Genomic DNA, 24,553 nt, shown 5'->3' with positions numbered 1-24,553 from the left:
CACCTGGACCGGGATCACGAGCGAGCCCTGGGTGCCCTCGTCGTCGGTCACGGTCAGCGTCACGTTGCGGGTCCCGGAGGTCACGAAGTCGTGGCTGGCCGTCACCCCCGTCGCCGTGCCTCCGTCGCCGAAGTCCCACGCGTACGACGCGACGGATCCGTCCGCGTCGCTGGAGCCGGTGGCGTCGACGTCGCAGTCCGTGCTGTCGCAGAGGACGGTGAACGAGGCCGTCGGCGCCTGGTTGGTCTCGATCGTGCGGAGCACGATGGAGGCGGTCGTCGCTGTCGCGCTGGCGCCGTCCGCGGTCGCCACCAGGCCGCCGTAGGACCCGGTGGGCACTGCGGCGCCGGAGTCGGCGAACGTGCTGCAGATGCGACCGGTGCCCGTGCTGCAGAGGGCCTGGCGACCCGTCACCGTGGCGGGCAGGGTGAAGGCCGTGGTCGTGCTGGACTTGTCGGCCCAGTAGGACACGACCCACGAGCCGGCCGGTGCCTGGACCGTCGGTGTCGCGTGGCCGGCACGGTTGATCGTCTCGGCGAGGTCGGCGTACACGAGGGAGCCGGTGCGCACCCCGGAGTAGGCGGCCACGGTCATCGTGTACTTCGCCGCGGCGTCCATGGGCACGGTGACGCGCTTGTTCGCGTCCGTGGAGGTCGCGATCTTCGTGTAGATCCGGGTCTGCATGGTGCCCGCGGTCCTCGTGCCGAGGACCGTCCAGTCGGTCACCCCGGTGGGCGTCGAGAGGACCCGGTTGTTGGCGTTGACGCTCAGCGCGAGCACGAGGCGGTCGCCGGCCGACACGGTCGTCGGCGTCGTGACGTTGGGCGTGCTGAGGTTGCCCTGGGCGATCGCCCCGCCGACGTAGGAGACGGTGCTCGCGGTGGGTGCGGCCACGACCACCTGGGTCGACGTGGCCTCGTCGGTGGCCCCGTCGTCGTCGGTGACGACGAGGGTGGTCGTGTAGGTGCCCGGCTGGGCGTAGAGGTGGCTGGGGGTGCTGCCGGTGCCGGTCTGCCCGTCGCCGAAGTCCCACGCGTAGCCCGCGATGGTGCCGTCGCTGTCGGTCGAGGTGGTGGCGTCGAACTCGCACGACAGGAAGTCGCAGGGCGCGCTGAAGTCCGCGACGGGTGCGACGTTCGGCTTGAGGACCGACACCTGGTGCGAGACCGAGGAGGTGAGCCCGCCGTCGTCGGTGACCGTGAGCGTCACGTCGTAGGTGCCGGTCTCGGTGAAGTCCTTCTGCGGGGTCGGGCCGCCGGCCTCGTCACCATCGCTGAAGGTCCACTCCCAGGACTGCACGGACCCGTCCGCGTCGGCCGATCCACCACCGTCGAAGGTGCAGGAGAGGCCGCTGCAGTCGGAGCTGAAGGCGGCCGAGGGCGCCTGGTTGGGCAGCACGGAGGCGAGGAAGAACGCCTTGCCCCGCCAGTCGGTGGTCGCGTTCGCGACGCTCGACGTCCCCGAGGGCACCCCGTTGGTGAAGGGGATCTTGAGCAGCTGCCCGTTGGTCGAGCTGACGACGTACAGCGTGCTGCCGTCCAGGAACATCCCCTTGGTGCTGGCCCAGGCGATGTTGCCGCCGGCGGCCGTGTTCTCGATGCCGCCGATGACGCCGCTGTCGGGGGAGAACCAGCGCCAGTACAGGCTGGTCTGGCCGCTGCGGGTGTAGTAGATCCGGCCGTCCGCGAAGAACATGCCGGTGACCGTGCTCAGCTGGCTGTACCAGGTCGGCAGCACGCCGGCGTAGGTCTGGCCGACGGGGCCGCTGCCGGTCTCGACGGTGTTCCAGAGGGGGTCGATGTAGGGGTTGACCTGGGTCGGCGCCCCGAAGCTCACTCCGTCGAAGGAGCGCCGGTACAAGAAGCCGTCAGTCTGGCCGTAGAAGAGCGTGCGGCCGACCATCACGGCGCCGCGGACGTTCGTCCAGTCGAAGGTGCCGGTGCTGACGTTGCCCTGCGAGGTGACGGAGCTGCCGTCGAAGGCGATGACCCCGGCAGCGTTGGCGTTGGAGCCGATCGAGGTGTTGACGATCTCGACGGCGTTGACCTCCGGGTTGCCGGTGACGTGGAGGAAGTCGATGTTGACGGTGCCGTCGCTGGTGATGTCGAAGGACTTCATGGTGCCCTTGTTGACCCCCGGATCGGCGTTCGGGTCGTAGCTGGACAGCTTGGTGACGCCGTCGATCTGCACGCTGAAGCGCCGGGTCGACGTCGACCTGCTCGCGAAGTAGAGCCGGACCTGCGTCGTGGTCCCGCTGGTGACGGGGAACGTCCACTGCATCTCGTTGCCACCGCTGGGGTCGTTGCGTTCCGACGTCCAGATGCCGAGGGGGGTGGAGGAGGGGACGTTGACCAGGCTCGCGGCGGTGAGGGCGCTCAGGGTCGCCGTGCTGCTCCCGGTGTTGTGGAACGTGCTGGTGGTGCCGTTGTCGGAGAGCCAGTCGGGCCCGTTGTCGACCGAGGCGATCGCGGCACCGCCGGCGTTCACGCGGTAGAGCACGTTGCTGGCGGCCAGCGGGGCACCGACGTACACGTTGCCGGGCAGCGTGCCGGTCGACTTCGACGCGGTGACGGAGCCCTCGTTGTAGGGGAAGAACGCGATGCGCGGACGCTGGTAGCGGCGGTCGCCGATCCAGTCGGTGTCGCTCACGACCCACACGCCGGCGTCGGTCTCGTAGATCTCGTACGCAGCCTCACCGCGCGGGTTGCGGCCGGGGTTCCACCTGAGCGGGATCCCGCTCTGCGGGTCGAGGGCCGAGAGCCCCGGCCGGGGGACGGCTCCCTGGGCGGCCCGGTCGGATCCGCTCGGGTTGTTCGACCAGCGGTTGTGGCCGCCGATGTAGACCGCCGAGCGGGTGATCTCGACGCCCCAGAGGGTGTCGCCGCCGGAGGGGTTGGTCCACGTCGGGGTGAGCGCCGTGCCGGAGGCGTACGTCTCGAAGCGCGCGGCCGTGTCGCACAGCGTGCCGGTGTGCGGGCCACCGGTGGTGGCGACGACGAAGAAGGAGCCGTCGGGCGACATCTCGACGTCGCGCATGTAGCTGTCGAAGGCGCTGGGTGAGCAGATCGGCGTGTAGAGCGTGGTGTACCAGGTGGAGGACACCGTGGCGGTGGCGCCGGTGAGGTCGATCATCACGATCTGGTCGCGTGCTATCCCGCCGACCGTCCGGAAGTTGCCGACCACGACCATGCGGTCGCCCGCGGGGGACAGGGCGGACTCGCGCGGACCGATCGGCGCCTTGGCACCCGAGCCGGTGTTGTGGTTGCCGGCGGCGACGAGGTTCATGAACGGGTCGACGGCACCGGTCGTGGCGTTGAGCGTCGCGAACTGCCCGGAGCTGGCGCCCCCGATGTTCTTGAAGAAGCCGCCGATGAAGAGCCGGTTGTTGGGCAGCAGCTCCATCGTCTCGATGCCACCCGCTGTGCTGGGCGCCTTGAAGGACGAGACGGCCTGCCCGGTCGTGATGTCGAGCAGCTGGAGGTGGTTGGGTCCCTTGCCGTTGATCTTGGTGAAGTCGCCGGCGACGTACACCGTCGTGGACGTCGGTCCGGGCAACAGCTGCTGCACCTCGCCGTCCACGGTGGGGTTGAAGGTCTGGCTGACCAGGCCCGTCGTCGCGTCGAAGGCGAACAGGTTCTGGCGAGCGGCCGGGGTGCCGTTCATCGGGTCGGTCACCTGGGTGAACAGGCCGCCGGCGATCATCGTGTTGCCGACCTGGACGATCTTGTTGACGCTGCCGTCGAGCACCCACGGCGTCTTCTTGCTGGGGACGTCCCCCGGCATCTGGTTGGCCGCGGGAGCGGCCGCCGCAGCCGCCGCGAGGGGGGCCGCCTGCGCCACGGGCGTGGCGGCCTGGGCGGCGGGTGCGAGGGTGCCGACCGAGAGGGTGAGTGCGAGTCCCGCCACCAGGGCGAGCAGCTGTCGTGGGCGCACGTGTGTCTCCAGATCTTCACTAGGGGGTGGGACCCGACAGCAGCAGCGACGGATCCCGCGGGGTCAATCTGTCGGCGAGGAGCCGTTCGTGGGAGGAGCAGCGGTTGAACTGACCACTATTGGGGAGGTGTCGGGGTCGGGCCGTGTCACCCGGAGGCCACCGGGTCGGTACGTCGGGTCCTCGACCTGGTCGAGGGTGGGCGCGCCGAACATGGGCAGCCCGGTGGTGAGGCGCAGACCGCCCCACACCAGGGGGAGCAGGACGACCATGACGAGTCCCACGACCGCGACCAGCACGGGATGGGTGTCGTGCTCGCCTGCCCCCAGCGGCGCCCATCCCGCCTTGTCGAGCAAAGCCACCCCGGACATGGTGAGGACCACGACGATGCCCCGGCGGATGATCGACTGCGGGACCCGGGGGGCGATCAGGCTGCCGAGGACGGTGCCCGGCACCGAGCCGAGGACCAACGGGATGGTCAGGGTCCAGTCGAGCCCGTGCAGGGCGATGTTGGAGATCGCGGCGGCGAGCACGAGGGGGACGGCCTGGACGAGGTCGGTGCCCACGAGGCGGACCGCCGACAGGCCCGGGTAGAGCATCAGCAGCGCGATCATGATGACCGACCCCGAGCCGACGCTGGTGATGCCGACGAGCAGACCGCCGAGCGCACCGACGAGCAGGGTGGGGATCGGCCGGATCGTCGGGTCCGTGTCGCCCGCCCTGACGCCGGTGCGCATCCGCCGAAGGTTGATGTAGAGACGCAGTGCGTACGTCATCGCTGCGAAGAGCAGGGCGAAGCCGATCGAGAGCTTCAAGGTGCGGTCCAGGCCGCCCGGGGGAGCGAGCCAGCTGATCAGGTGGGGCCCGAGCAGGGCCATGGGCACCGAGCCGACCACCAGCCAGCCGGCGAGCCGCAGGTTGGGGGAGCCGGTGCGCTTGTGCACGATCGCCCCGCCGGTCTTGTAGACGGCGGCAGCCGTGAGGTCGGCCGTCACCACCGTCGCGGCGTCTCCGACACCGAGGAAGATCAGGGCAGGTGTCATCAGGGCCCCGCCACCCATGCCCGTCAGGCCGACCACGACGCCGACGAGGAAGCCCGCCACGAGGATGGCGAGGAAGGTGGTCGTCAGGAGGTCGCCCATGACACCCTTTCGGTCGTCGGTCCGGTCGGCTGCGCGCCGGGCGCGACAGGTGGTCGCGCAGGTCCTGGTGCATCACACCCGGTGGCCCTCCCTCCCGCAGCGGCCTCGCGGGAGGCCTCCCCGATTTCGGTGATAGCGGGTTGGTTGCGCCGGGCGTCCGCAGTGGCCCGTTTTACGTTCCCCGGCAGGCGCCGTGCAGCAGGGGACTGCGCCCTCACAAGGAGTGCAGATGAACCTTCTACAAGCAGGCCGGCGTCGCGGCGTCTCGGTAGCAGCAGTGATGTCCGTCCTCGCTGCTGCGCTCACCATGGTCGGCATTGCCGCCACACCCGCCTCGGCGGTGGACCTCATCACCTTCCGCGCCGGCGCCCAGGCGACCTTCAACCAGCCGTCGGCGCGGGTGACGATCCCGGCGTCGGTCCGTGAGACCGACGGCATGTTGTTGTTCGTCACCAAGAACAACGCGTCGGCCACCGTCACGACGGCGCCCGACGGGTGGACGTTGGAGGGCACGCGGCAGTCGAGCACCGACACCGAGACGACCCTCTACAGCCGGGTCGCGGCCGCCAACGACGCAGGCCRCAACGCGGCGGTCACCTTCTCCGCGACCACCAAGTCGACCATCACGCTTCTGGCGTACGACGGCACCGCGGCCGACCCGGTCTCCGTGGTCGCCTCCGCGGCCGAGACGGTCAACCGCGCGACCCACACGACGCCCGGCGCCAACGTCGCGACCGCGGGCTCGTACGTCGTGTCCTACTGGGCCGACAAGTCGGCGTCCCTGACCACCGGTTGGACCACCCCCGCCGGCCAGACCCAGCGCAGCATCGCCCTGGGCACCGGAGCCGGCCGGATCACGTCGATGGCGACGGATCGCAACAGCGTCTCTCCCGTCGGGGCGAGTGCCGGGGTCACCGCCACGGCGGCCGTCTCCACGGCCAAGGCGACCATGTGGACGGTCGTGCTCGAGCCGGACGGCGCCTCCGCCCCCAACGTCGCACCGGTTGCCTCGTTCAGCACGAGCTGCCCCACAGCGACCTGCACCGTCGACGGTTCCGGGTCCACCGACACCGCGCCGGGCACCGTCGCGTCCTACGCCTGGGACTTCGGGGACGGCACCACCGGCACCGGGGTGTCGACGACCCACACCTACACCTCGAGTGGCAGCAAGACGATCACGCTGACCGTCACCGACAACCAGGGCCTGACCAACGCGACGACGCGCACGGTCAACGTGACCGTCGGCGGTGGCGGTGGCGGCGGTGGCGGCACCCAGCCCGTGCCGGGACACACCCGCCTCGTGCCGGACAAGCCCCGCGCCAACACCCCGCTCATCAGCAACGGTGAGATCTGGGACATCGAGGTCATCCCGCAGCTCAACCGGGTCTTCATCGCCGGCGGCTTCACCTCTGCCGCGAACACCGTCAGCCCCACCACGACGGTCAACCAGCCCTACCTGCTCAGCTACAACCTCAACACCGGCCTGATCGACACGCAGTTCCGCCCGACCTTCGGCGGTGGCGGCGTCAACGCGGTCGAGGCGAGCCCGGACGGCACGAAGCTGTTCGTCGGCGGCTCCTTCAACACCGTCAACGGGGTGACCAAGCAGAAGGTCGCCAGCCTCAACCTCACGACCGGCGCCCCCCTGACCACGTTCGGCTTCACCAACGTCACCAACAACCAGGTGATGTCGCTCGCGGCCAGCAACTCCACGGTGTACGTCGGTGGGCGCTTCACCCGGATCAACGGGGTCGTCAAGAGCGGCCTCGCCGCGGTGAACGCCGCATCGGGCGCGGTGGACACGGCATTCAACAACGACATCACGGGCGGCATCGGAGTCAACGGCGCCCTGGGGGTCCAGCAGCTCAAGCTGACCCACGACGGGACCAAGCTGCTCGTCGTGCACACCGGACGGGAGATCGCCGGCCAGGACCGCTACGGCATGGGCATCATCGACACCGGGACCAAGCAGCTGCTGCCCTTCCGCAGCCAGCTGTGGGACGAGAACCTGGCCCGCGTCGGTGGCGTCACCCGCATCTACGGAGCGGACATCGCGCCCGACGACTCGTACTTCGTCGTCACCAGCGGCTCGGGCGGCGATGCGCCCCCGATCAGTGACACGGCGGTCGCCTACCCGCTGAACGCCGCCTCGCTGCAGGACTCCGACGTCGACGAGCTGTGGATCTCACGTCACTTCGACAGCATCTACTCGGTGGCCATCACCGAGCAGGCGGTCTACCTCGGCGGCCACTTCGGGTTCATCGAGTCCCCGACCTCCGACGACCCGTGGCCGGGCCTGGACAACGTCGGCTACGGCACCGGCCAGGGCCTGGCCGGCTACGGCCTCGGGGACCAGGTGGTGCGTCGCGACCACATCGCGGCGGTCTCCCCGACCACCGGCAAGGCGCTCGAGTGGAACCCGACCAGCGGCTCCAACTCGTTCGAGGGCAACAAGGCGATGGAGGCGACCTCGCGCGGCCTGTTCATCGGCGGCGACGGCATGTTCCAGGGCGGCGTCCGCACCGGACGCGTCGCGTTCTACGACTTCAACACGGTGACGAACCCGCCGGCCCTGCCGGACACGACCATCACCGCCCCGATCGAGGGCCGCGTGGTCGCCAACAACACGCCCTTCGAGGTCACCGGCACGGCCCGCGTCGCGACCGGCAGCGTGGGTCGGGTCCAGGTGAGGATCCAGGACCGTGACAGCGGCCAGTACCTCACGTCGGCCAACACGTGGACCGGCACCGCCACCACGGTGAACGCCACGCTCGGGGCAGGGACCACCAACCGCACGTGGACGCTCGGCAACCGCATCATCACCACCAACCGCAACCTGCTGGTCTCCGCCCAGGCGTTCACCGCAGCCACCGGTGGCACCGGGGACACGACCCAGGCCACCAAGAAGTTCGAGTCCTTCAGCACCGAGGACCAGACCCCGACCACCGGCATCTCGGGTCCGAGCGGCATCCAGACGTCGACCACCTTCACGGTGACCGGCACCGCCAACGACGACAAGGGCGTCAACTCGCTCAGCTTCTGGTTCCGTGACGAGCAGCAGCGCTACCTCCAGGCCGACGGCAGCGTCAGCTCGATCTTCAACACCTTCCGCGGCACTCCGGACGTCATCGGCGCCACCAACGCCACCTGGTCCTACGAGGTGACCCTGCCCCACGAGGGCGTGTGGCGCGGCAGTGCTACGGCGACCGACACCATCGGCCAGGCCGACCTCCGCAGCGCCACGCGTGACTGGACCGTCGACTCCACGGCGGTGTCTCCGACGGTCACGATCCAGGACCCGGTGCCGATGACCCCGCCCTTCGCGGTTCCGGCGGTCACGGTCGAGCCCGGGGGGCGGATGACCTTCGCGGGCACGGCCTCCGACGACGAGGGCCTCAAGAACGTCGAGGTCTCGCTGCGCAACTCCTCCACCGGGGAGAACCTCGCCGCAGACGGCAGCTGGGGGGTCGGGCTCTCGGCCGGCAACTACCGGATCTCGCCCGTCGACATCAGCGGGGCGACCTACAACTGGACCTACACCACGCCGTTCAACCTCTCGGCGGGCACGTACAGCTTCACCGTGCGGGCCACGGACGACGAGGACCTGACCACGTCGTCGACGAACCAGGGACGACTCACCATCAACGCGCAGTACGCCGGCGATCTCGCCCCCGACGGCACCATGGCGTTCACGGCTCCTACCGACAAGTCGCTGACGGTCAACCTCTCCGGGACGGCCACCGACGACGTGGGCATCGAGAGCGTGCGGGTCTCCCTGCAGGACCGGGACACCGGACGCTACCTCCAGGCGAACGGCACCATGGCGGCAGCGATCGCCTACCGCAACGCCACCCTCACCCCGCCCACCGGCACCAGCGCGAGCTGGAGCCTGCCGGCCATCACCCTGCCGACGGGGGGCAACTGGCGCTTCTCGTCGATCGTCTTCGACACCCGGGGTCAGCAGGACCCGAGCCCGGCGACGGGGACCTACGCCGTCTACCCGGGCGACGGGGCGCCCACCCTCAGCGCCACGCTGGGGCAGCCGGTGAGCGGCAGCTCCTTCAACGACGGCAAGATCGTCGTCACCGGTCGCGCAGAGGACGCCCCCGACGCCAACGCCAGCATCGCGTCGGTACGGGTCGGGGTGGTCAATGCCGCCGGGCAGTACATGAGCTCGACCGGCACCTTCACCAGCACGACGGCGAGCTTCCGGACCGCGTTCCTCAACAGTCCCGGCAGTGCGGGGTCGAACTACTCCTACACGACGCCGGTCATCCCGGCAGGGACGTACACCGTCCTCGTGCAGTCGGTCGACGTCCACAACCAGGCCAGTGACAGTGACGCGGTCACCGTGGGCGACCAGCCACGCGCGTCCACGGGGATCACGGTCACCTCGCCGTCGAACAACCCGCCGGTGCCCAGCTTCACCTACAGCTGCAACCAGAACGTGTGCACGTTCGACGGTCGGGCCTCGACCGACGAGAACCCGAGCTCGCTGACGTACACGTGGAGCTTCGGCACCTCGACGGGCACCACGACCAACGGCACGGGCCCGCTGCCCACGCGGACCTTCACCGCTCCGAGCCCGGCGGGCGCGCCGTTCCAGGTGACGCTGACGGTCAAGGACGAGTGGCAGGTCTCGGTCACCTCGGCCGCCCAGAGCGTGACGATCGTCGAGCCGTCGGGCAACTCCGCCCCCGTGCCGACCTTCACCCAGAGCTGCCAGGGCCTGACCTGCGCGGTGAGCAGCCAGGGCACCGTCGATCCCAACACCGGGGACCTGATCAACTACTCCTGGAACTGGGGCGACGGCACGGCACCAAGCACGGGCGCTACGCCCGCGGCCCACGTCTACGCGGCGTCTGGCAGCTACACCATCACCCTCACCACGACGGACGGCTGGGGCAAGACCGCCTCGACCACCCGCAACGTGAGCCTGTCCGAGCCGGCCGGCAACACTGCGCCGAGCGTCTCCTTCACCGCGAGCTGCACGTCGTTCACCGTGTGCACGACGAACAGCTCCGCAACGACCGACGCCCAGGGCGACGCGCTGAAGTACTCGTGGAACTGGGGCGACAGCACGCCGGTCAGCACGACGGCGAACCCGAGCCACACCTACTCGACCCCGGGCACCTACAACATCGTGCTCACGGTGACCGACGTGTGGGGCAAGGCGGGCTCGGCGACCCGGTCGGTGACGATCGCGGCGCCCACGGGCAACAATGCCCCGACGGCCGTGATCGCGTCCGGATCGTGCACGACCACCAACACCACCTGCACGATGAACGCGACCGGGAGCAGCGACCCGGACACCGCGTCCGGCGACGCCGTCCGTGACTACGTGTGGAGCTGGGGTGACGGCACCCCGGACACCACCGGGGCGTCCGTCAGCCAGTCGCACGTGTTCCCGATCGCCGGGACCTTCACGGTGACGCTGAAGGTGCTCGACAAGTGGGGCCGGGCGAGCACCACGGTGACCACGTCGGTCAGCACTGCGGCCGAGCCGGCCGGCAACAACCCGCCGGTGGTCACCTTCGCCCAGCCCACGTGCACCGGGCGGACCTGCATGACGAGCAACACGGCGATCGCCGACGCCGACGGCGGGATCCGGAGCGTCACCTACAAGTGGGCCGACGGGACCGCGGACCTGGTGACCACCTCGACCGCTGCCCAGACCCACACCTACACGGCGGCGGGGACCTACACGATCACCCTGGTCGCCACCGACAACTGGGGCAAGACGACCACGGTGACCAGGTCGGTGACGGTCACCTGATCCGACACCTCAGGGGAGGGGCCGTGGACACACCGTCCACGGCCCCTCCTCGGGCGTCCGGGGGAGGGGGCCGCACGTCGTGGCAGGCGGGTTGCCCCCGCTCGAGCGACACGCGTGGTCCGCGCGTGGAGTTGCCGAAAATTTGACACTGTCGACGGCCCGTCCCTTACCGTTCATGGGATTCAGGGACCCCCAGTGTCGATCCGACTCCCCTGTCGTGCGTGGTCGTCGGCGCGTTGAGCGCCGACGTGGATCTGGGTGTCCGGTACCTGTCATGCTGACCACCCCCGAAGGGTCAACTCGTGCACTCAGTCTCACGTCGTTCCATGCTCCGTCTCGCCGGCGGACTTGCCGGCACCGCCACCGGCGTCGTCGGTGCCGCTCAGCTCGCCCCGGCCCAGGCAGCCGCCTCCCGCAAGGTCAAGGTCCGGCTCAGCCCCAGCGTCGTCCAGACCGGGGACCGGCTCACCCTCCACGTCGCCGAGAACCTGTCCCAGGCCCGCAGGATCCGGGTCCGCGACACCAACGGCCTGACGTGGAAGCGGATCCTCCGGAACCCCCGCTACCAGGTGTGGACCGCCAAGGCCGGCAAGCCGGGATCCGGGACCGTGACGGTCGTGACCCGACGGGCCGACGGCAAGGTCTTCCGCAACCGCGTCGACTACCAGGTGACGAGTGGCGCCACGACGGCCCCCGTGGCCGGTGCAGCGCTCATCGGCATGAGCACCCCGGCCGACGTCTGGGACGCCCGGGTGGCCGAGGTCGGCGGTGGCCTCGCCGCTCGCCGCATCTTTGCCGACCTCGCGGCCGGGCCCACCTCGCAGCTCAAGCTCGTCGAGCAGGCGCATGCCGACGGCATGCTGCCCGTCATCTCCTACAAGGTGGGCGGTGACGCCGCGGGCGCTGCTGCTGGCGCGTACAACGCGGTCGCCGAGCAGGCCGCGGCCAAGCTCGCCTCCTACGGCAAGCCCACGGCCGTCACCTTCTGGCACGAGCCCTACGGCGACATGACCGGTGAGCAGTACGCCGCCGCCAGCCGCCAGCTCCTGCCGATCTTCAAGCGCGGCGAGCTGCGCGTCGGCCCGATCCTCAACGGGTGGCTCCTCGACAACAAGGTCGCCGACCTCACCTCGTTCTGCCCCGACGACCTGTTCGGGCTGTGGGACTGGTTCGGCATCGACACCTACGAGTCCGGCACCATGGAGAGCCCCGGCTCCGCGAAGCCGGCGGACCGGATCCCGGCCCTGGTGTCCTACCTGCACTCGCGTGGGCACGACCTGCCCATCGGCGTGGGCGAGTACAACGGGTACTCCGCCGAGACCATCGCGGCGGCCGGCGCGGCCCTGCTGGGCACGCCCAACGTCTGGTTCGGCTGCATGTGGAACTCCACCGAGGGCAAGGGGTGGACGCTCGAGGGCGAGCGCCTCCAGGCCTTCCGTCAGACCCTCGTGACGGCCCGCGCAGCACGGTCCGCCTGACGCCACCGAGCGTCCTCCTCCAAATGGGGGAAAACCTCTGAATGGGGCCCGCAGGAGTGCTGCGGGCCCCATTCGTCACCTACGGTCGGTCCGGTCTAGACGTCGTGTCGGTGCGCCGAGCGCCCGGCGGGCACCCCTGTGCCCACTCCCTCCAGGTTGCCGTGATGGTCACGCCCGGGAGCGAGCCGTCTCCTGCGAAAGGTCGCACCGCCATGAAGTCCCTCTCTCGTCGCTCCCTGCTGCGCGTCTCCGGTGCCTCGGGCGTCGCGGCGCTCGTCGCCGCCAACCCCCTGACCCCGTCCTACGGCGCCTGGACCCCGGTCCGGGCGTGGCTGGACAGTGCTGTCGTCGCCCCCGGCGACCTGCTCGTCCTGAACGTCGAGGAGTCGCTGCGGCGCGAGTGCACGGTCGCGGTCGAGGACGCCACCGGCCTGGTGTGGGCGCAGCTCTCGATCGCCACCGGCTCGCAGGTCTGGGTCGCGAGCGCCGTCCTGCCCGGCGAGGGCTCCTTGACGGTCGTCACGACCAGGGACGACGGAAAGGTCTTCCGCACCGTCCTGGGCTACCAGGTCACGGGCGTGCTCGCCGGCGGCGCCCGCCCGACCGGCACCCGCATCGGAATGAGCTCTCCCGACAGCGTCTGGGACGAACGGGTGGCCGAGGTGGGCGCCGGCCTGGCGTCCCGGCGCATCTTCGCCGACCTGGCCGCCGGCGCGGGAAGCCAGCTGCGACTCGTGGAGGACGCGCACGCCGCGGGCATGCTGCCGGTCATCTCCTACAAGGTCGGGGGTGACGTGGCGGGCGCGGCCTCCGGTGCCTTCGACCGCGTCGCCGAGCAGGCCGCGGCCTCGCTGGCGTCCTTCGGGCTGCCGACCGCCGTCAGCGTCTGGCACGAGCCGTACGGCGACATGTCCGGGGATCAGTACGCCGCCATCAGTCGGCGCCTGCTGCCGGTCTTCCGGCGCGACGAGCTCCGGGTCGGTCCGATCCTGAACGGGTGGCTGCTCGACAACCAGGTCGACACGTTCGCGTCGTACTGTCCCGACGAGTCCTTCGCCCTGTGGGACTGGTTCGGCATCGACGCCTACGAGAGCGGTACCCCGGACTCCCCCGGCGGGCGCACCCCCGCCGATCGGATCCGGGCGGTCTCGACCTACCTGGGCTCCCGCGGCATCGACCTGCCCCTCGGTGTCGGCGAGTACAACGGCTTCAGTGCGGAGACGATCGCCGACGCCGGTGAGGCGCTCCTCAGCACTCCCGACGTCTGGTTCGGGTGCCTGTGGAACTCCACAGGGGGCCAGGGGTGGGCGCTCTCGGGCGATCGCCTCGCTGCCTTCCGGGCGACCCTCGCCGACGCGCGGAGCGCCGACCCCGTCCTGCCGTGACCGAACGCGCCGCGCCTCCCGGGGGGAGGCGCGGCCCGTACGGGTTCAGCGGGGTACGACGTTGGCGGAGCGTGCTGAGGCGGGGCCGGTGCCGATGGCGTTGATGGCCACGACGGTGAAGCGGTAGTTGCCGGCGGCSAGGGTGAAGGAGCGTTGCCGGACGCTGGCTCCGAGRATGGGTGAGGTGGTGGTCGAGAGCACGGTGGCGTTGGCGGCGCTGGAGCTCATGCGGAGTGCGGTGACCTGGTAGCCGGTGATGGGTGAGCCGCCGGTGCTGGTGGGTGGTGTCCAGCGGGCGATGGCGGTGAGTGAGCCGCCGGCGGCGCCCTGGCTGGGCGTGCCGATGACCGGTGCTCCGGGTGCGGTGGTGGTGGCCGGGGTGACGGCGTTGGAGGAGGCGGAGAAGGCGCCGGTGCCGGCGCTGTTGATGGCCGCGACCTGGAATCGGTAGGTGGTGCCGTTGGTGAGTCCGGTGATGTTGAGGGTGGTGGCCGTGGCCGCCGCGGGGCGGAGTGCTCCGACCTGGTTGCCGACGTTGTCCAGGACCTTGACGGAGTAGCCGGTGATGCCGGAGCCGCCGTCGTCGGTGGGTGCGGTCCATCGGGCGGTGGCGCTGGCGTTGCCGGCGCTGGCGGTGCCGATGGTGGGGGCGGACGGTGCGGTGACGGCGGGTCCGCCGGCGGTGGATCCGGGGGTGCCGGATCCGGCGGAGAGCTGCCAGTTGGCTCCGTCGTTGTTGTCGGCGGCGAGGTTGGCGAGCTCGAGGGACTGCCCGCTGGTGGGGACGGGCCAGCCGGCGCCGCCGTAGGTGAGGCTGTCGGCGACGCTGGCGTCGGGTCGGGTCAGGGTGAGTGTCCCGGTGGCCGGGAGGGTGCCGGTGTAGCGGTCCCCGACGAACACGGTGGAGCCGTAGGCGGCCCGGAAGGCGGGGTCGTTGCTGGCGAAGGTCATGGTGGAGCGGGGCAGGATGACCGTGCCGGGCTGGATGACGAAGCTCGGGATCGAGGTGCCGGTGAGGCTCCAGCCGGAGAGGTCGATGGCGGTGGAGCCGGGGTTGTAGAGCTCGACGAACTCGGCCAGGTCACCGCCCGTGGGGGAGTGCTGGATCTCGTCGATCACCATGTCCGGCGTGGCCGGCTGGTTGCCCGGGACCCGTGCGTCGGAGTTGAAGATGTTGCGCCGGGCCGTGAGGTCGTTGAACAGCCGGGTCCTGAACGTGGTGTACGTCGTGCCGCTGGGGTACGGCCAGGAGCCGAAGTCCAGGGCTGCGGTCGGCTGGGCCGGCGACAGCCTCGCGTCGTACAGCGCCTCCATGCGTCCCGGGGCCAGGATGTCGTTGACGAGGGTCCGGACCCGGCGGAAGTACATGTCGCGCCACTGGGGGACGGCGAGGATGGCACGCATCAGCGCACTCGTGTTGTCGCCCGGCTCGGCCGGCGTCACGAACGTGCTGTTGACGTTGCAGCAGCCGTTGCCGAGGGTGTGGTCGAGGTCCCACGGAATGATCTTCCAGCGACCGGTCGTCGGGTTGAGGACGAGGTCGAAGTTCTTGGACGACGAGTCCTGGTGGTCGACGATCGCGGTGACGGCGGCGTAGTTGATCATCTTCGGGAGGTCGGCGTTGGCCAGCAGGAAGTCCCGCTGGGCGTTGCCGGTGAGGTTGACGCCGTTGAGGAAGGCCGCCAGCGACGCGTAGTTGGTGTCGTCGGGGTTCTCCTTGGTGAACCGCACGTTGACCGGTCGCGAGGCCGTGAACGCGCTGGTCTCGGCCGCGTAGACCTCCTTGTCGTCGTAGCCCTCGCGCTTGCGCCAGGTGCCGTCGAAGACCTCGTTGAAGTTGTAGAGGCCCTGGAAGGCGCCGTTGCGCTGGGTGCGGATCGGGAACATCTGGTGGTTGACGATGCCGGCTCGCTGGTAGGCCTCCCACGACAGGATCGCGCGGCCGTGGGACTTGTCGCTCCAGTCGGCCTGCATGTCGAACTCGTCGACGGGCTCGGTGATGACTCCGGGCATGTCGAGGTCGTGGTTCTGCGGGGTGTGGAACTTCCAGCTGACCTTGGGGTCGTTCTGCGAGGCGTGGCCCTTGATGTTGGCCTCGACATTGTCGATCACGACTCCGCCGTAGGCGAGCACGGCCGTGCGGGTGATGTCGACCGTGGGCTGGTTGACCATCGCGTTGTAGTCGGCGTCCGAGATGAACCACTCGAGCACCGGGATGGTGCTGGTGATGCCGTTCGGCACGACCGCGCCGCGGTAGTTGATGGTGTCGTCGACGCGCGGGATGCGGTTCGTGCCGACGGCGTTGGTGGCCTCGACGCGGTAGCGGATCAGGTGGCCGGCGGCGGCGCCGGGGATCGTGGCGCTGAAGGTGCCGTCGCCGTTGTTGGTCATGGGGCTGGTCTGCTCGGCGGCGAAGTCGGTGCGGTAGCGCAGGACGGCGCTGTTCTGGCCGCTGATGGTCGCGGAGACGACGACGGGCTGGCCGGCTGCCGGGATGGTGGGGGTGGCGGTGACGGCGGCGATGCGTGGCGTCAGGCCGCTGCGGCGCACGGAGTTGGCGGCACCCGGGGTGCGGCCGTTGGCGTTGGTGGCGGCGGCCCAGTTGAGGGAGTCGTTGTTGTCCAGGCTGGCGTCGATCAGCTCGAGGGACGGGCCGGTGCCGTCGGCCTTGACCGGCCAGGGCTCGTCGGTCCCGTAGGCGACGGTGTCGATGGTGGCGCCGAGGTTGTCCTTGAGGGTGATGGCCTCGCCGGAGTTGGAGAGGTTGCCGCCGTAGACGGCCGCGGGGGCGAAGCCGTAGCGGGACTGGAACTGGACGGCGTCCTTGGCGACCACGAGGTAGCCGCCGCCGGGGATGGTGGTGCCCGGGGCCAGGGTGAGGGTGATGCCGGAGAAGACCCACCCGGAGAGGTCGACGGCCGTGGTGCCGGTGTTGTAGAGCTCGAGGTAGTCGTCGCCGTCGAGGTCGGACACGGCGTGGTACATCATCTCGTTGATGACCACGTCGGTGGCCGCGGCGTGTGCCGGCGACACGCCTACGACTGCCAGGCCCGCGGCGACCGTGGCGGTCGTGGCCAGGATCGCGGAGATGTTCGATCGAAGAGTTCTCATGAAGTCCGCCCGTGAGGTCGAGGTGGCGTGCGCCACGTCCAGCACGCTAGGCCCGGCCGCCGGGGACCTCATCCTCGAATGAGGGGAAGTCCGCTCCGTGCGGTCACGGAGTCAGCACGATCCCGGGCCCCGGCGTCCCTCGCCTGCCGGCTCCCGGTCGACGGCGCAGCGCCGAGCGGAACGCCCCGAGGCCCAGGGCATCGCGCCAGGTCCAGATGCCGGCCACGTAGGCGATCGCGGCCACGACGACCAGGGCCACCTCGACCGCGAGCGGCCAGCCGGTCAGGGCCACGAGGAGGCTTGCCGTGCCGAAGGTGCCCACCGCACCGAGGCCGACGTAGCCCGAGGCCCGGGTCAGGGGCCACAGGCCGAGGTGCGCGCGCACCTGCACGAGCGGGAGCACGTTGCGCACGACGATGGCCACCGACCACGCGGTGGCCGCGCCCCGGATCCCGTCGAGGGGGATGAGCACCAGGTTGAGGCCGACGTTGACGGCGAGCGCAACCACGCTGTTGCGCAGGCTGAGCCAGCTGCGACCCGCCATCAGCAGCACGGAGTCGACCGGGCCGCACGCCGTGGCGAGCAGCATGGTCAGCGACAGGATGACCACGACGGGTGCCGCGACGTCGTACCCGGGTCCGAAGATCTGCATCAGCTCGGTCGCGAAGCCCGCCGTCACCAGGTAGAGCGGCCAGGAGGCGATCATGCTCCACAAGGTGGCGGCCTGGAACACCGAGCTGGCGGCCCGGGTCTCACCGCGGGCGAACAGCGAGCTGATGTGCGGCGAGAGGGCCTGCTGCACGGACTGGACGAAGAGCTGGCCCACGACGACGAACCGGGTGGCCGCGGTGTAGAGGGCCGCCTCGGCCGGCGATGCCAGCGCCGCCACCAGCACGATGTCGGAGCGCTTCAGTGCGGTCTGGGTGACGCGGGCGATCGCGCGCGGAGCCGTGTAGGCCCAGAACTCGCGCGCCAGGGTGAGCCAGGGGGTGACGGGGCCTTCGCCCTTCGTCGCCCGGCCCACCAGCCGGTGCAACCACCACAGTCCTGCCACGAGCCCCGCCAGGTAGGGCACGGACCAGGCGACGGCGAGGGCGACCGGACCTCCTCCGAGGAGGAAGACGCCGAGCACGGCCGCCGACTGCAGGCCGATGCGGCCGATGTTCTCCACGACGACCGTCGGGCGCATCGAGCCGGTGCCGCGGGTGGCGGCCTGCACCAGGTCGTGCAGGGCGGCGACCGGCAGCACGAGCGCGAGGGCGCGCAGCATCGTCGTCATGATCGACGCGGCGTCCGACCCGACCATGGCCGGCGCCAGGGCCGGCGCCACGACGTACAGCCCGGCAGCGGCCACGAGCGCGACCACGAGCACCGGGACCGCCGAGACGACCAGGGTGCGCGGCAGGTCGCCGCGCCGTCCGGAGGCCAGGTGGGCGGGCATCCACTTGACCAGCCCGGTGTCGGTCCCGAGGAGGGTGACCGCCTCGAGGATGAGGAAGGCCGACGTGGCGGAGAACAGGGTGCCGGCCACGGTCGGCGTGAAGCCGTTGGTGACGATGACGACCAGGACGACGCCGAAGACCGCGCTGAACCCCGCCCCGACGACGCTGGCGGTGCCACGGCGGGCGAGCTTCTCCAGATGACCCCGGTGGTCGTCGACAGCGGATGGGTCGGCCGTCATCGTCTCGACCTGGTGGCTCGGTCGCGCACGACGGAGCCCTCCGTGTCGGTGTCCGCGGCGTCGGGAGCGGTGGCCCGCAGCCGACCGGTCGACGCACTGCGCGAGGTGAGCACCACCGCTGCCAGCGCGGGCGCGTCGGTGGTGGGCTGGGCGGCGACCTGCGAGACGTCGCGGGCTCGCGTGCGACCGGTCGTCACGACGACGAGACCCAGGTCTGCCGCACCGACGACGGCCTCGCCCTCGGCGCTGTCGAAGCCCGGCGACTGCAGGACCACGAGGTGACCGGCCTCGACCAGCGGCCTGAGCGTCGTGCGCAGGCGGTCGGGCGAGAGGAGCTCGCCGCTCTCGGGGCTGAGGCCCCAGGGCAGCAGGCTCAGGAGCGGATCGACGCTCGGCTGGAGCATCTCGATCACGTTGAGGCGCTCGTGCAGGAGGGCCTCGGCCAGTCCGCGCTGCTCGACCTCGAGCCCGCTGCTGGCGGACGGGCCGTCGGCCCGGACCAGGACGACGCGGTGCCCGGCGCGGGCGAAGGACTCGGCCACTGACTCGGCCATGACGGAGTCGGGTCCACCGGACCCGGCGGGTGCCACCGCGATGACCTCGGGTGTCGGCTCGAGGTCGAGGATCCTGGCGCGCAGCCTGCGGATGGTGGCCTCGACGGCCTCCTTGGCCGGCGTACGCCGCACGCGTGCCCGCCACCCCCGTGGCGGCACGGCGGCCAGGACCGGCAGGCCGGCGGCCTCGACCTCGGACGCGGCGCGCACGACGCCGGCGAACCGCTCCAGGGCGACCGCGATGAGGCATCCGAGCAGGAGGCCGGCGAAGGCGCCACCCAGCAGCATCAGGAGCGGGGTCAGGGACCCGGTCCGCACCGGCGTCGAGGCCGGGGTGATGACCGAGCCCGCCGGTGCCTCGCTGTTCTCGAGGTAGGAGCGTTGGGCGCGCAGGCTGACGAGCTCGTTGCGCAGGGCGCTGGCCAGCTCCGACTGGAAGAGGCGCTCGGCCGCGGTCCCCTGCTGCGCGGCGGCGGTGGCGTCGCGCAGGTTGTCCACGACCCCCTGGGTCTGGGACTCGACGCGGGCGATCCGCTCCGCGTTGACCTCGACGGCGCGCTGGTCACGGTTGTCGAGGTAGGCGACCGACCAGGAGTCCGCGACCCGCTGGGCCACCTTGGCGTCCGCCGCGACGTAGGTCATCTCGAGCACCTGCGTGTTGGGCGGCAGGGTGATGCTCGACCCCTTCTGGAGCTGCCGCAGCGTGAGCGGCGGGTTGTCGCTGGCCACCTTGCTCAGCACCTCCGCCGAACGGGCCACCTGGGCCTCGGTCTCGAGGCTGGTCAGCTCGTCCTGGCGCACCGACGACGGGGCCGGGGCGAACGGGTTGCCGACGGTCGGGTTCACCAGGACGTGCGCCGTGCTGGAGTACGACGTGGTCTGTGACGCGGCGAGCAGCCACCCGATGAGGAGTCCGTTGGCGAGGCACCAGGCGACCACCACCAGGTGGTGCCGGACGGCCCGGATCAGCAAGGGGCGAGGGGCGTGCGGTGCGATCTCAGACTGCATGACGGGCGTCCTCCAGACGCGTGAGGGCATCCGGCAGGGAGCCGAGGTGCCGTGGGGACAGCGATCGTGACGACGAGCGGTCGAGCAGGCGGCGGCGGTCGGCACGAGCGCCGAGGAGGCAGCCGCAGAGGAGCCCGAGCATCGCTCCGGACACGATGGGCACCTCGCGGTTGGCGTAGTCCGGCCGGGTCGCCGGCTGGGCCGGGTCGATCAGCTCGGCCGGGTCGAGGCGGGCCTCCTCCAGCTCCTGGAGCCCTTCGCGCAGCTCGAGGATCTGCGCGAACTGCTCGTCGGACGCCGGGATGACGAGGCGCTGGTCCTGCTCCTTGGCCAGCTCGTCCTCCTGACCGGTGACCCACAGGCGCAGCAGCCGGAGCTGGTCGGGGCGCAGGGCGCCGAGCGCGTTGCGACGTACGCGGACCAGCTCGGAGGCCGCGGCATCGGCTGCCGCGACGGCCGCGGTGGCCGAGGACGCCTTCACGCTGACGTGGAGGACGTGGCTGTTGGGCGAGGCCGTCACCGACAGGCTCTCCTGGGCCGCGGCCGCGTCGGTGCCCAAGGCGTCCGCGACCGCCCCGAGCACCTCCGGGCTGGCGAGCAGCTGGGCGTCGGTGTCGATGCTGACCTCCGGGGGTGCCAGCCCGTCGCCCGTGGGGAGGACGTACTTGGGCACCGGTGCGAGGGCGACCGAGGCCGTCGAGGACCAGGTGCTCGGCTGGGTCGTCGACCAGGCGAACCCGAGCAGCAGCCCGAGCACCATGAGGGCGCCGATGCGGAGCCGGTGCCGGCGGACGAAGGCGGGGTAGTCGGACCAGAGCGGAAGCTCCGCCCCTCGGCTCAGCACAGCCATGCGGGTTCTCGTCCCAGCAGCTCGGCCAGCCTGCGGTCGTGGGGCTCGAAGTGCTCACGCAGCTGCTGCCGCGTGGCGTCCGGCATCGGGGAGCTGGGCCGGCCGTTCCACCGGTCGAAGCGGTCGGGCAGCACCTGGGCCACCTCGAGGAAGTCGAGCACGCCCGCGTACGTCGTCTCGGGCTGCTCGAAGAAGGACTCGCTCTCGATCACGTGGATGCGGTCGGCGGGGAAGAAGTCGCGCATCCGCAGCAGCTGGTCGGCGTACTGGCCACGGAGCCGGTAGGCCTGGTGGCGGTGGCGAGCGCTCTGGTAGCCGTCGTCGGCACGCATCCGCTCCACCTCGCCGGCCAGCCGCTCCTCCTCGAGCTCGAGGGCACGCTCGAAGGACTCGGTCTCGAACCCGCGGGCCAGCTCGTGCTTCCAGGCCGAGTAGGCGCGCTCGACGGGGTCGCGGAGCATCATCAGGATGCGGACGTCCGGCAGGTCGCGCGCCATCCGCTCGGCGACCCGGGGGTGGAACATGTAGTAGCCGCTGGCCTCGAACGTGATCGGGTCGCCCGCCACGTCGCGGGTCCGGCGCTGCAGGCTCGACGCGGTGGGGAAGTGCCCCTGGTACCACGCCGGCCCCTTGTCGTAGTTGACGTCGAAGTAGTTGACGCCCTTGTGGTAGTTGGCGGAGTGGATGAGGGGGTGGGACTGGAGCGCACGGAAGAACGACGTGGTCCCCGCGCGCTGTGCCCCGACGAGGACGAAGGAGGGGAGCTGTCGCAGTCCCGCGGTGGCGGAGCCGACCCGGACCGAGACGACGCGTCCCATCGTCTTGACGGGGTGGGGGGCGGCGGTGCGGATGCTCATGGTCGTCCTCTCGAGGGTGCGGGGTGCTCGTCCGGGGTGCGCTCCAGCAGCGCGAGGGCCCAGGCAGTACGCCGTTGCAGCGCGGGGGTCGCGCCGTGCGTCAGCGCCTCCACGTAGCGGGCGGAGATCTCGAGCAGGTAGAGCCGGAGGGTCAGCGCGTGCAGGCCCGGGTCGACACCCACCTGCGTGAGGGTGCGGGGGACCGACCGCAGGAAGGTCTCCTCCTGGCGCTGGAAGTCCCGCTCGCCCGGCCGGACGGCCTGGGCGGCGAAGTGCAGGGCGTCGAAGCCGACCGGGACGGCGGGGTCGTAGCGCTCCCAGTCCCACACCTGCAGGGCACCGTCGCCCATGCCCATGTTCCAGTGGCCCCAGTCGCCGTGCCACCCGCCCAGCTCCACGTCCCGGTCGCCGTGGTGGCGCTCGATGTCGTCGACCGCCGCCCACAACCGGTCGCCCAGCGGCTCCCGGGCGAGCTCGTCGGCGCTGCTGCGCATCCGGTCCCAGAAGCTGCTCCGGGCCAGGGCCGAGCGCGTCGTGCCGGCCAGGAGGACGACCTCGCGCATCGCGGCCAGCCTGGCGGCGGGCAGCACGGGGTGGCTCGCGTCGACGGGGAGCGCGGAGATGACGAGCACCTCGAGCCCGCCCCATCGTCCGTGGTGGATCAGTCGCGGCACCCGGAAGGACGCGGGGGCGAGGTCGCCGACCGTGGCCAGCGCGTCGGCCTCGCGGCGCACGAGTCCGGCCGTCAGCTCGTTCTGGCCGACCTTGGCGTAGCCGAGGAGCCGGCCCGCGAGGTCGAAGACCTGCAGCACGGGCTTCTGGTTGACCCGTCGGGTCCCGAGCATCACCCCGACCCGGACCGGTGTCCCGAAGCACTCGGTGAGGTGGGTCTCGATGGAGTCGGCGGCAGGGTCCGAGCCCGGCACCCGCAGCATCGGCCACCGGGCCAGGGCGAACGCGCGGGTCCGGACCGAGCGCTCGAGCAGCCCGCGCACCGGACCGGCGAGCCGGCCGCGTCCACTGCCCAGCCGCTGCAGCATGCTCGAGGAGCCGGGCACGTCCGCCGGGACCAGGAGCCGCGGTCGGCGCTCGCTGGGGAAGAGGTACGCGTCGCGGTGCGGCAGCCCGCTCCGGTGCCGGCTGCGGGTGACGTGGGGTGCGTCCCACGGCTCGGGCCACAGCAGCCGCGCCACCTCGGCGGCGTACGACGCGGACGCATCGGTCGACGAGGACCTCATGACGACACCTCTCCGGCTCGTGGGAGATCGGGGTCCGCGAGCTCGGCGTCAGCCTGGTCGCTGCGGGCCATCAGGCCGATCGCGATCAGTGCCGTGAACATGGCCGAGCCGAGTGAGTCGTAGACGAAGAAGCACAGGACCGCCACCAGCAGCACCGAGCACGTCGTGACGTCGAGCGGAGCGGGACCCCGGGCCCGGCGAAGGAACTGCAGGGCGAAGAACGACAGGCACAGTGCCGTGCCGACGAAGCCGGTGGTGAGCACCAGGCGCCACATGAAGCCCTGGGTGCCGAGCGGCGGTGGAGCGCACTGGTGGCACGAGCTCGTCTCGCCGCCGGCGAGCGAGCTGAAGCTGCCCTGCATGGTGCGCGTGGTCCCGTAGCCCACGAAGGGCGAGCCCTGGGCGGTCACCGAGGTCACCGTCTCCGCCGTGCCGGCCCGTCGGTCGTTGCTGTGCGGGGTCTCGACCCGCAGGACCAGGGTGTCGTAGAGCGGGGAGGACACGAAGACGATCCCGCCGACCACCACGGCGACCACCAGGATCTGCAGGGCCCGGCCGCGGCCGTTGACCGCGAGACGGAACGCGGAGTACATGGCCGACAGGGCCAGGGAGATCCACAGCCCGCGGTTGAGCGAGAAGGTGATCGGGAAGATCGCCGCCAGCAGGACCAGCGGGCCGACCTTGCGCCGCCATCCGGCGTCGCGGCCGAACCAGCCCAGGATGAAGAAGGGGAGGTACAGCGCGAGGTTGTTGCCCCAGGCGTTGGAGTAGGGGAAGGGCGCGGTGGGGCGGGGCTGCACGTAGCCGAGGAAGTCGCTCGAGGACGACAGCGAGGGGTGGACGAGGGTGCGCACGAAGTTCGTCGAGACCAGCTTGCGCGGCAGCACGAGCTCCATCGGGGACTTGAACTCGAAGGTGGGGGCCAGCATGGCGAGCACCCCGAAAGCCGTCGTGACGACGAACATCCAGCCCAGCAGCCGTACGATGCGCTGCGTCGGGACCTCGCGCGTCGTGTTGGCGACGTACAGCATGGCGATGGTCACCGCGGCGTACCAGCCGCCCCACACGGCGAAGTTGGCGAGGCGTCCGAGGATCCCGCCGCCGGGCACCGTGCCGGGCGCGTCGGCGCGGACCAACAGGGCGCCGGCCAGGATCCAGACGAGGAACAGCAGCCACAGGGCGTAGCCGTGCGGGACCCGCAGGCTGCCCTTGCGGTGCAGGATCACCGCCATGGCCAGGGCCATGGCGAAGAAGATGAGCTGCGCGAACCCGAGCGCCCACCAGAGCGGGAACCCGAGGTAGAGCACGGCGAGCGGCCACCCCGGCTTGAGGAGGCGCGGTCCGGCCGGCGCGGGCGGGACGGGGCGCGCCGGACGCCGCAGGACGATCTGCGACATCAGGCGGTCCTGGCGGGGTTCGCCCGCGACGCGGGTCCGACGTAGCCGTAGCGCAGCAGCTGGGGCAGGGTCACGGCCGTGACCACCGCCCGGGCGCCGGTCGGCAGCGATCGGCGCCAGGCGTCGTCGACGCGGAGGTCAGGTC

At 71.1% G+C, this 24,553-nt stretch carries 12 protein-coding genes; 3 read left to right on the top strand and 9 right to left on the bottom strand.

All coding sequences use genetic code 11. From position 1 onward, the window contains the following. Both AC1DQF_RS16165 and AC1DQF_RS16160 read right to left on the bottom strand, forming a co-directional pair. On the bottom strand, window positions 1-3,933 hold a 3,933-nt coding region (locus tag AC1DQF_RS16165; protein WP_477526245.1), incomplete at its 3' end, for a PKD domain-containing protein. 63 nt (window positions 3,934-3,996) lie between these two features. Beyond that, window positions 3,997-5,073: a sulfite exporter TauE/SafE family protein gene (locus tag AC1DQF_RS16160; RefSeq protein WP_477526244.1), complete on the bottom strand. Its 1,077-nt coding sequence runs from the start codon at window positions 5,071-5,073 to the stop codon at window positions 3,997-3,999. 280 nt (window positions 5,074-5,353) lie between these two features. Between AC1DQF_RS16160 and AC1DQF_RS16155 the strand changes: the two genes are divergently transcribed. The 3 genes from AC1DQF_RS16155 (at window position 5,354) to AC1DQF_RS16145 (ending at window position 13,712) form a co-directional block, all read left to right on the top strand. After that, window positions 5,354-10,849: a PKD domain-containing protein gene (locus tag AC1DQF_RS16155; protein ID WP_477526243.1), complete on the top strand. Its 5,496-nt coding sequence runs from the start codon at window positions 5,354-5,356 to the stop codon at window positions 10,847-10,849. A 326-nt stretch (window positions 10,850-11,175) separates the two neighbouring features. Further along, window positions 11,176-12,327 (top strand): hypothetical protein, encoded by a 1,152-nt coding sequence (locus AC1DQF_RS16150; RefSeq protein ID WP_477526242.1) that lies wholly within the window; start codon window positions 11,176-11,178, stop codon window positions 12,325-12,327. Window positions 12,328-12,539: 212 nt separating this feature from the next. Then, window positions 12,540-13,712: a hypothetical protein gene (locus tag AC1DQF_RS16145; protein WP_477526241.1), complete on the top strand. Its 1,173-nt coding sequence runs from the start codon at window positions 12,540-12,542 to the stop codon at window positions 13,710-13,712. 45 nt (window positions 13,713-13,757) lie between these two features. Here AC1DQF_RS16145 and AC1DQF_RS16140 read toward each other — a convergent pair whose 3' ends face one another. The 7 genes from AC1DQF_RS16140 to AC1DQF_RS16110 form a co-directional block, all read right to left on the bottom strand. Further along, the gene (locus tag AC1DQF_RS16140) at window positions 13,758-16,823 is read right to left on the bottom strand and encodes a lamin tail domain-containing protein (protein ID WP_477526240.1); all 3,066 of its coding nucleotides are present in this window, start codon (window positions 16,821-16,823) and stop codon (window positions 13,758-13,760) included. Window positions 16,824-16,926: 103 nt separating this feature from the next. After that, complete coding sequence (locus AC1DQF_RS16135; protein ID WP_477526239.1) at window positions 16,927-18,504, bottom strand: oligosaccharide flippase family protein; 1,578 nt, start codon at window positions 18,502-18,504, stop codon at window positions 16,927-16,929. Further along, a complete protein-coding gene (locus AC1DQF_RS16130) occupies window positions 18,501-20,066 on the bottom strand; it encodes a hypothetical protein (RefSeq protein WP_477526238.1) in 1,566 nt (521 codons plus the stop codon). Before AC1DQF_RS16130 ends, AC1DQF_RS16135 begins: the two co-directional genes overlap by 4 nt. After that, window positions 20,056-20,916 (bottom strand): hypothetical protein, encoded by an 861-nt coding sequence (locus AC1DQF_RS16125; protein ID WP_477526237.1) that lies wholly within the window; start codon window positions 20,914-20,916, stop codon window positions 20,056-20,058. The genes AC1DQF_RS16130 and AC1DQF_RS16125 overlap by 11 nt, the downstream gene beginning before the upstream one ends. Further along, window positions 20,904-21,773 (bottom strand): sulfotransferase, encoded by an 870-nt coding sequence (locus tag AC1DQF_RS16120; RefSeq protein WP_477526236.1) that lies wholly within the window; start codon window positions 21,771-21,773, stop codon window positions 20,904-20,906. Before AC1DQF_RS16120 ends, AC1DQF_RS16125 begins: the two co-directional genes overlap by 13 nt. Continuing rightward, window positions 21,770-23,011, bottom strand: coding sequence for a hypothetical protein (locus AC1DQF_RS16115; protein ID WP_477526235.1), 1,242 nt, complete (start codon window positions 23,009-23,011; stop codon window positions 21,770-21,772). The genes AC1DQF_RS16120 and AC1DQF_RS16115 overlap by 4 nt, the downstream gene beginning before the upstream one ends. Beyond that, window positions 23,008-24,408, bottom strand: coding sequence for a hypothetical protein (locus AC1DQF_RS16110; RefSeq protein WP_477526234.1), 1,401 nt, complete (start codon window positions 24,406-24,408; stop codon window positions 23,008-23,010). The genes AC1DQF_RS16115 and AC1DQF_RS16110 overlap by 4 nt, the downstream gene beginning before the upstream one ends. Between the last annotated feature and the right edge of the window lie 145 nt (window positions 24,409-24,553).

The sequence above is a fragment of the Nocardioides sp. P4_G4 genome (genome assembly GCF_056401085.1).
The sequence above is the reverse complement of the archived record's forward strand: the minus strand, read 5'-3'. Positions and strand labels throughout refer to the sequence as shown.

What these genes read in the sequence shown, in the direction of transcription:
- AC1DQF_RS16110 (WP_477526234.1), bottom strand. Translation starts at nt 24,408, where the DNA reads ATGTCGCAGATCGTCCTGCGGCGTCCGGCGCGCCCCGTCCCGCCCGCG.
- AC1DQF_RS16135 (WP_477526239.1), bottom strand. Translation starts at nt 18,504, where the DNA reads ATGACGGCCGACCCATCCGCTGTCGACGACCACCGGGGTCATCTGGAG.
- AC1DQF_RS16130 (WP_477526238.1), bottom strand. Translation starts at nt 20,066, where the DNA reads ATGCAGTCTGAGATCGCACCGCACGCCCCTCGCCCCTTGCTGATCCGG.
- AC1DQF_RS16120 (WP_477526236.1), bottom strand. Translation starts at nt 21,773, where the DNA reads ATGAGCATCCGCACCGCCGCCCCCCACCCCGTCAAGACGATGGGACGC.
- AC1DQF_RS16115 (WP_477526235.1), bottom strand. Translation starts at nt 23,011, where the DNA reads ATGAGGTCCTCGTCGACCGATGCGTCCGCGTCGTACGCCGCCGAGGTG.
- AC1DQF_RS16145 (WP_477526241.1), top strand. Translation starts at nt 12,540, where the DNA reads ATGAAGTCCCTCTCTCGTCGCTCCCTGCTGCGCGTCTCCGGTGCCTCG.
- AC1DQF_RS16160 (WP_477526244.1), bottom strand. Translation starts at nt 5,073, where the DNA reads ATGGGCGACCTCCTGACGACCACCTTCCTCGCCATCCTCGTGGCGGGC.
- AC1DQF_RS16125 (WP_477526237.1), bottom strand. Translation starts at nt 20,916, where the DNA reads ATGGCTGTGCTGAGCCGAGGGGCGGAGCTTCCGCTCTGGTCCGACTAC.
- AC1DQF_RS16150 (WP_477526242.1), top strand. Translation starts at nt 11,176, where the DNA reads ATGCTCCGTCTCGCCGGCGGACTTGCCGGCACCGCCACCGGCGTCGTC.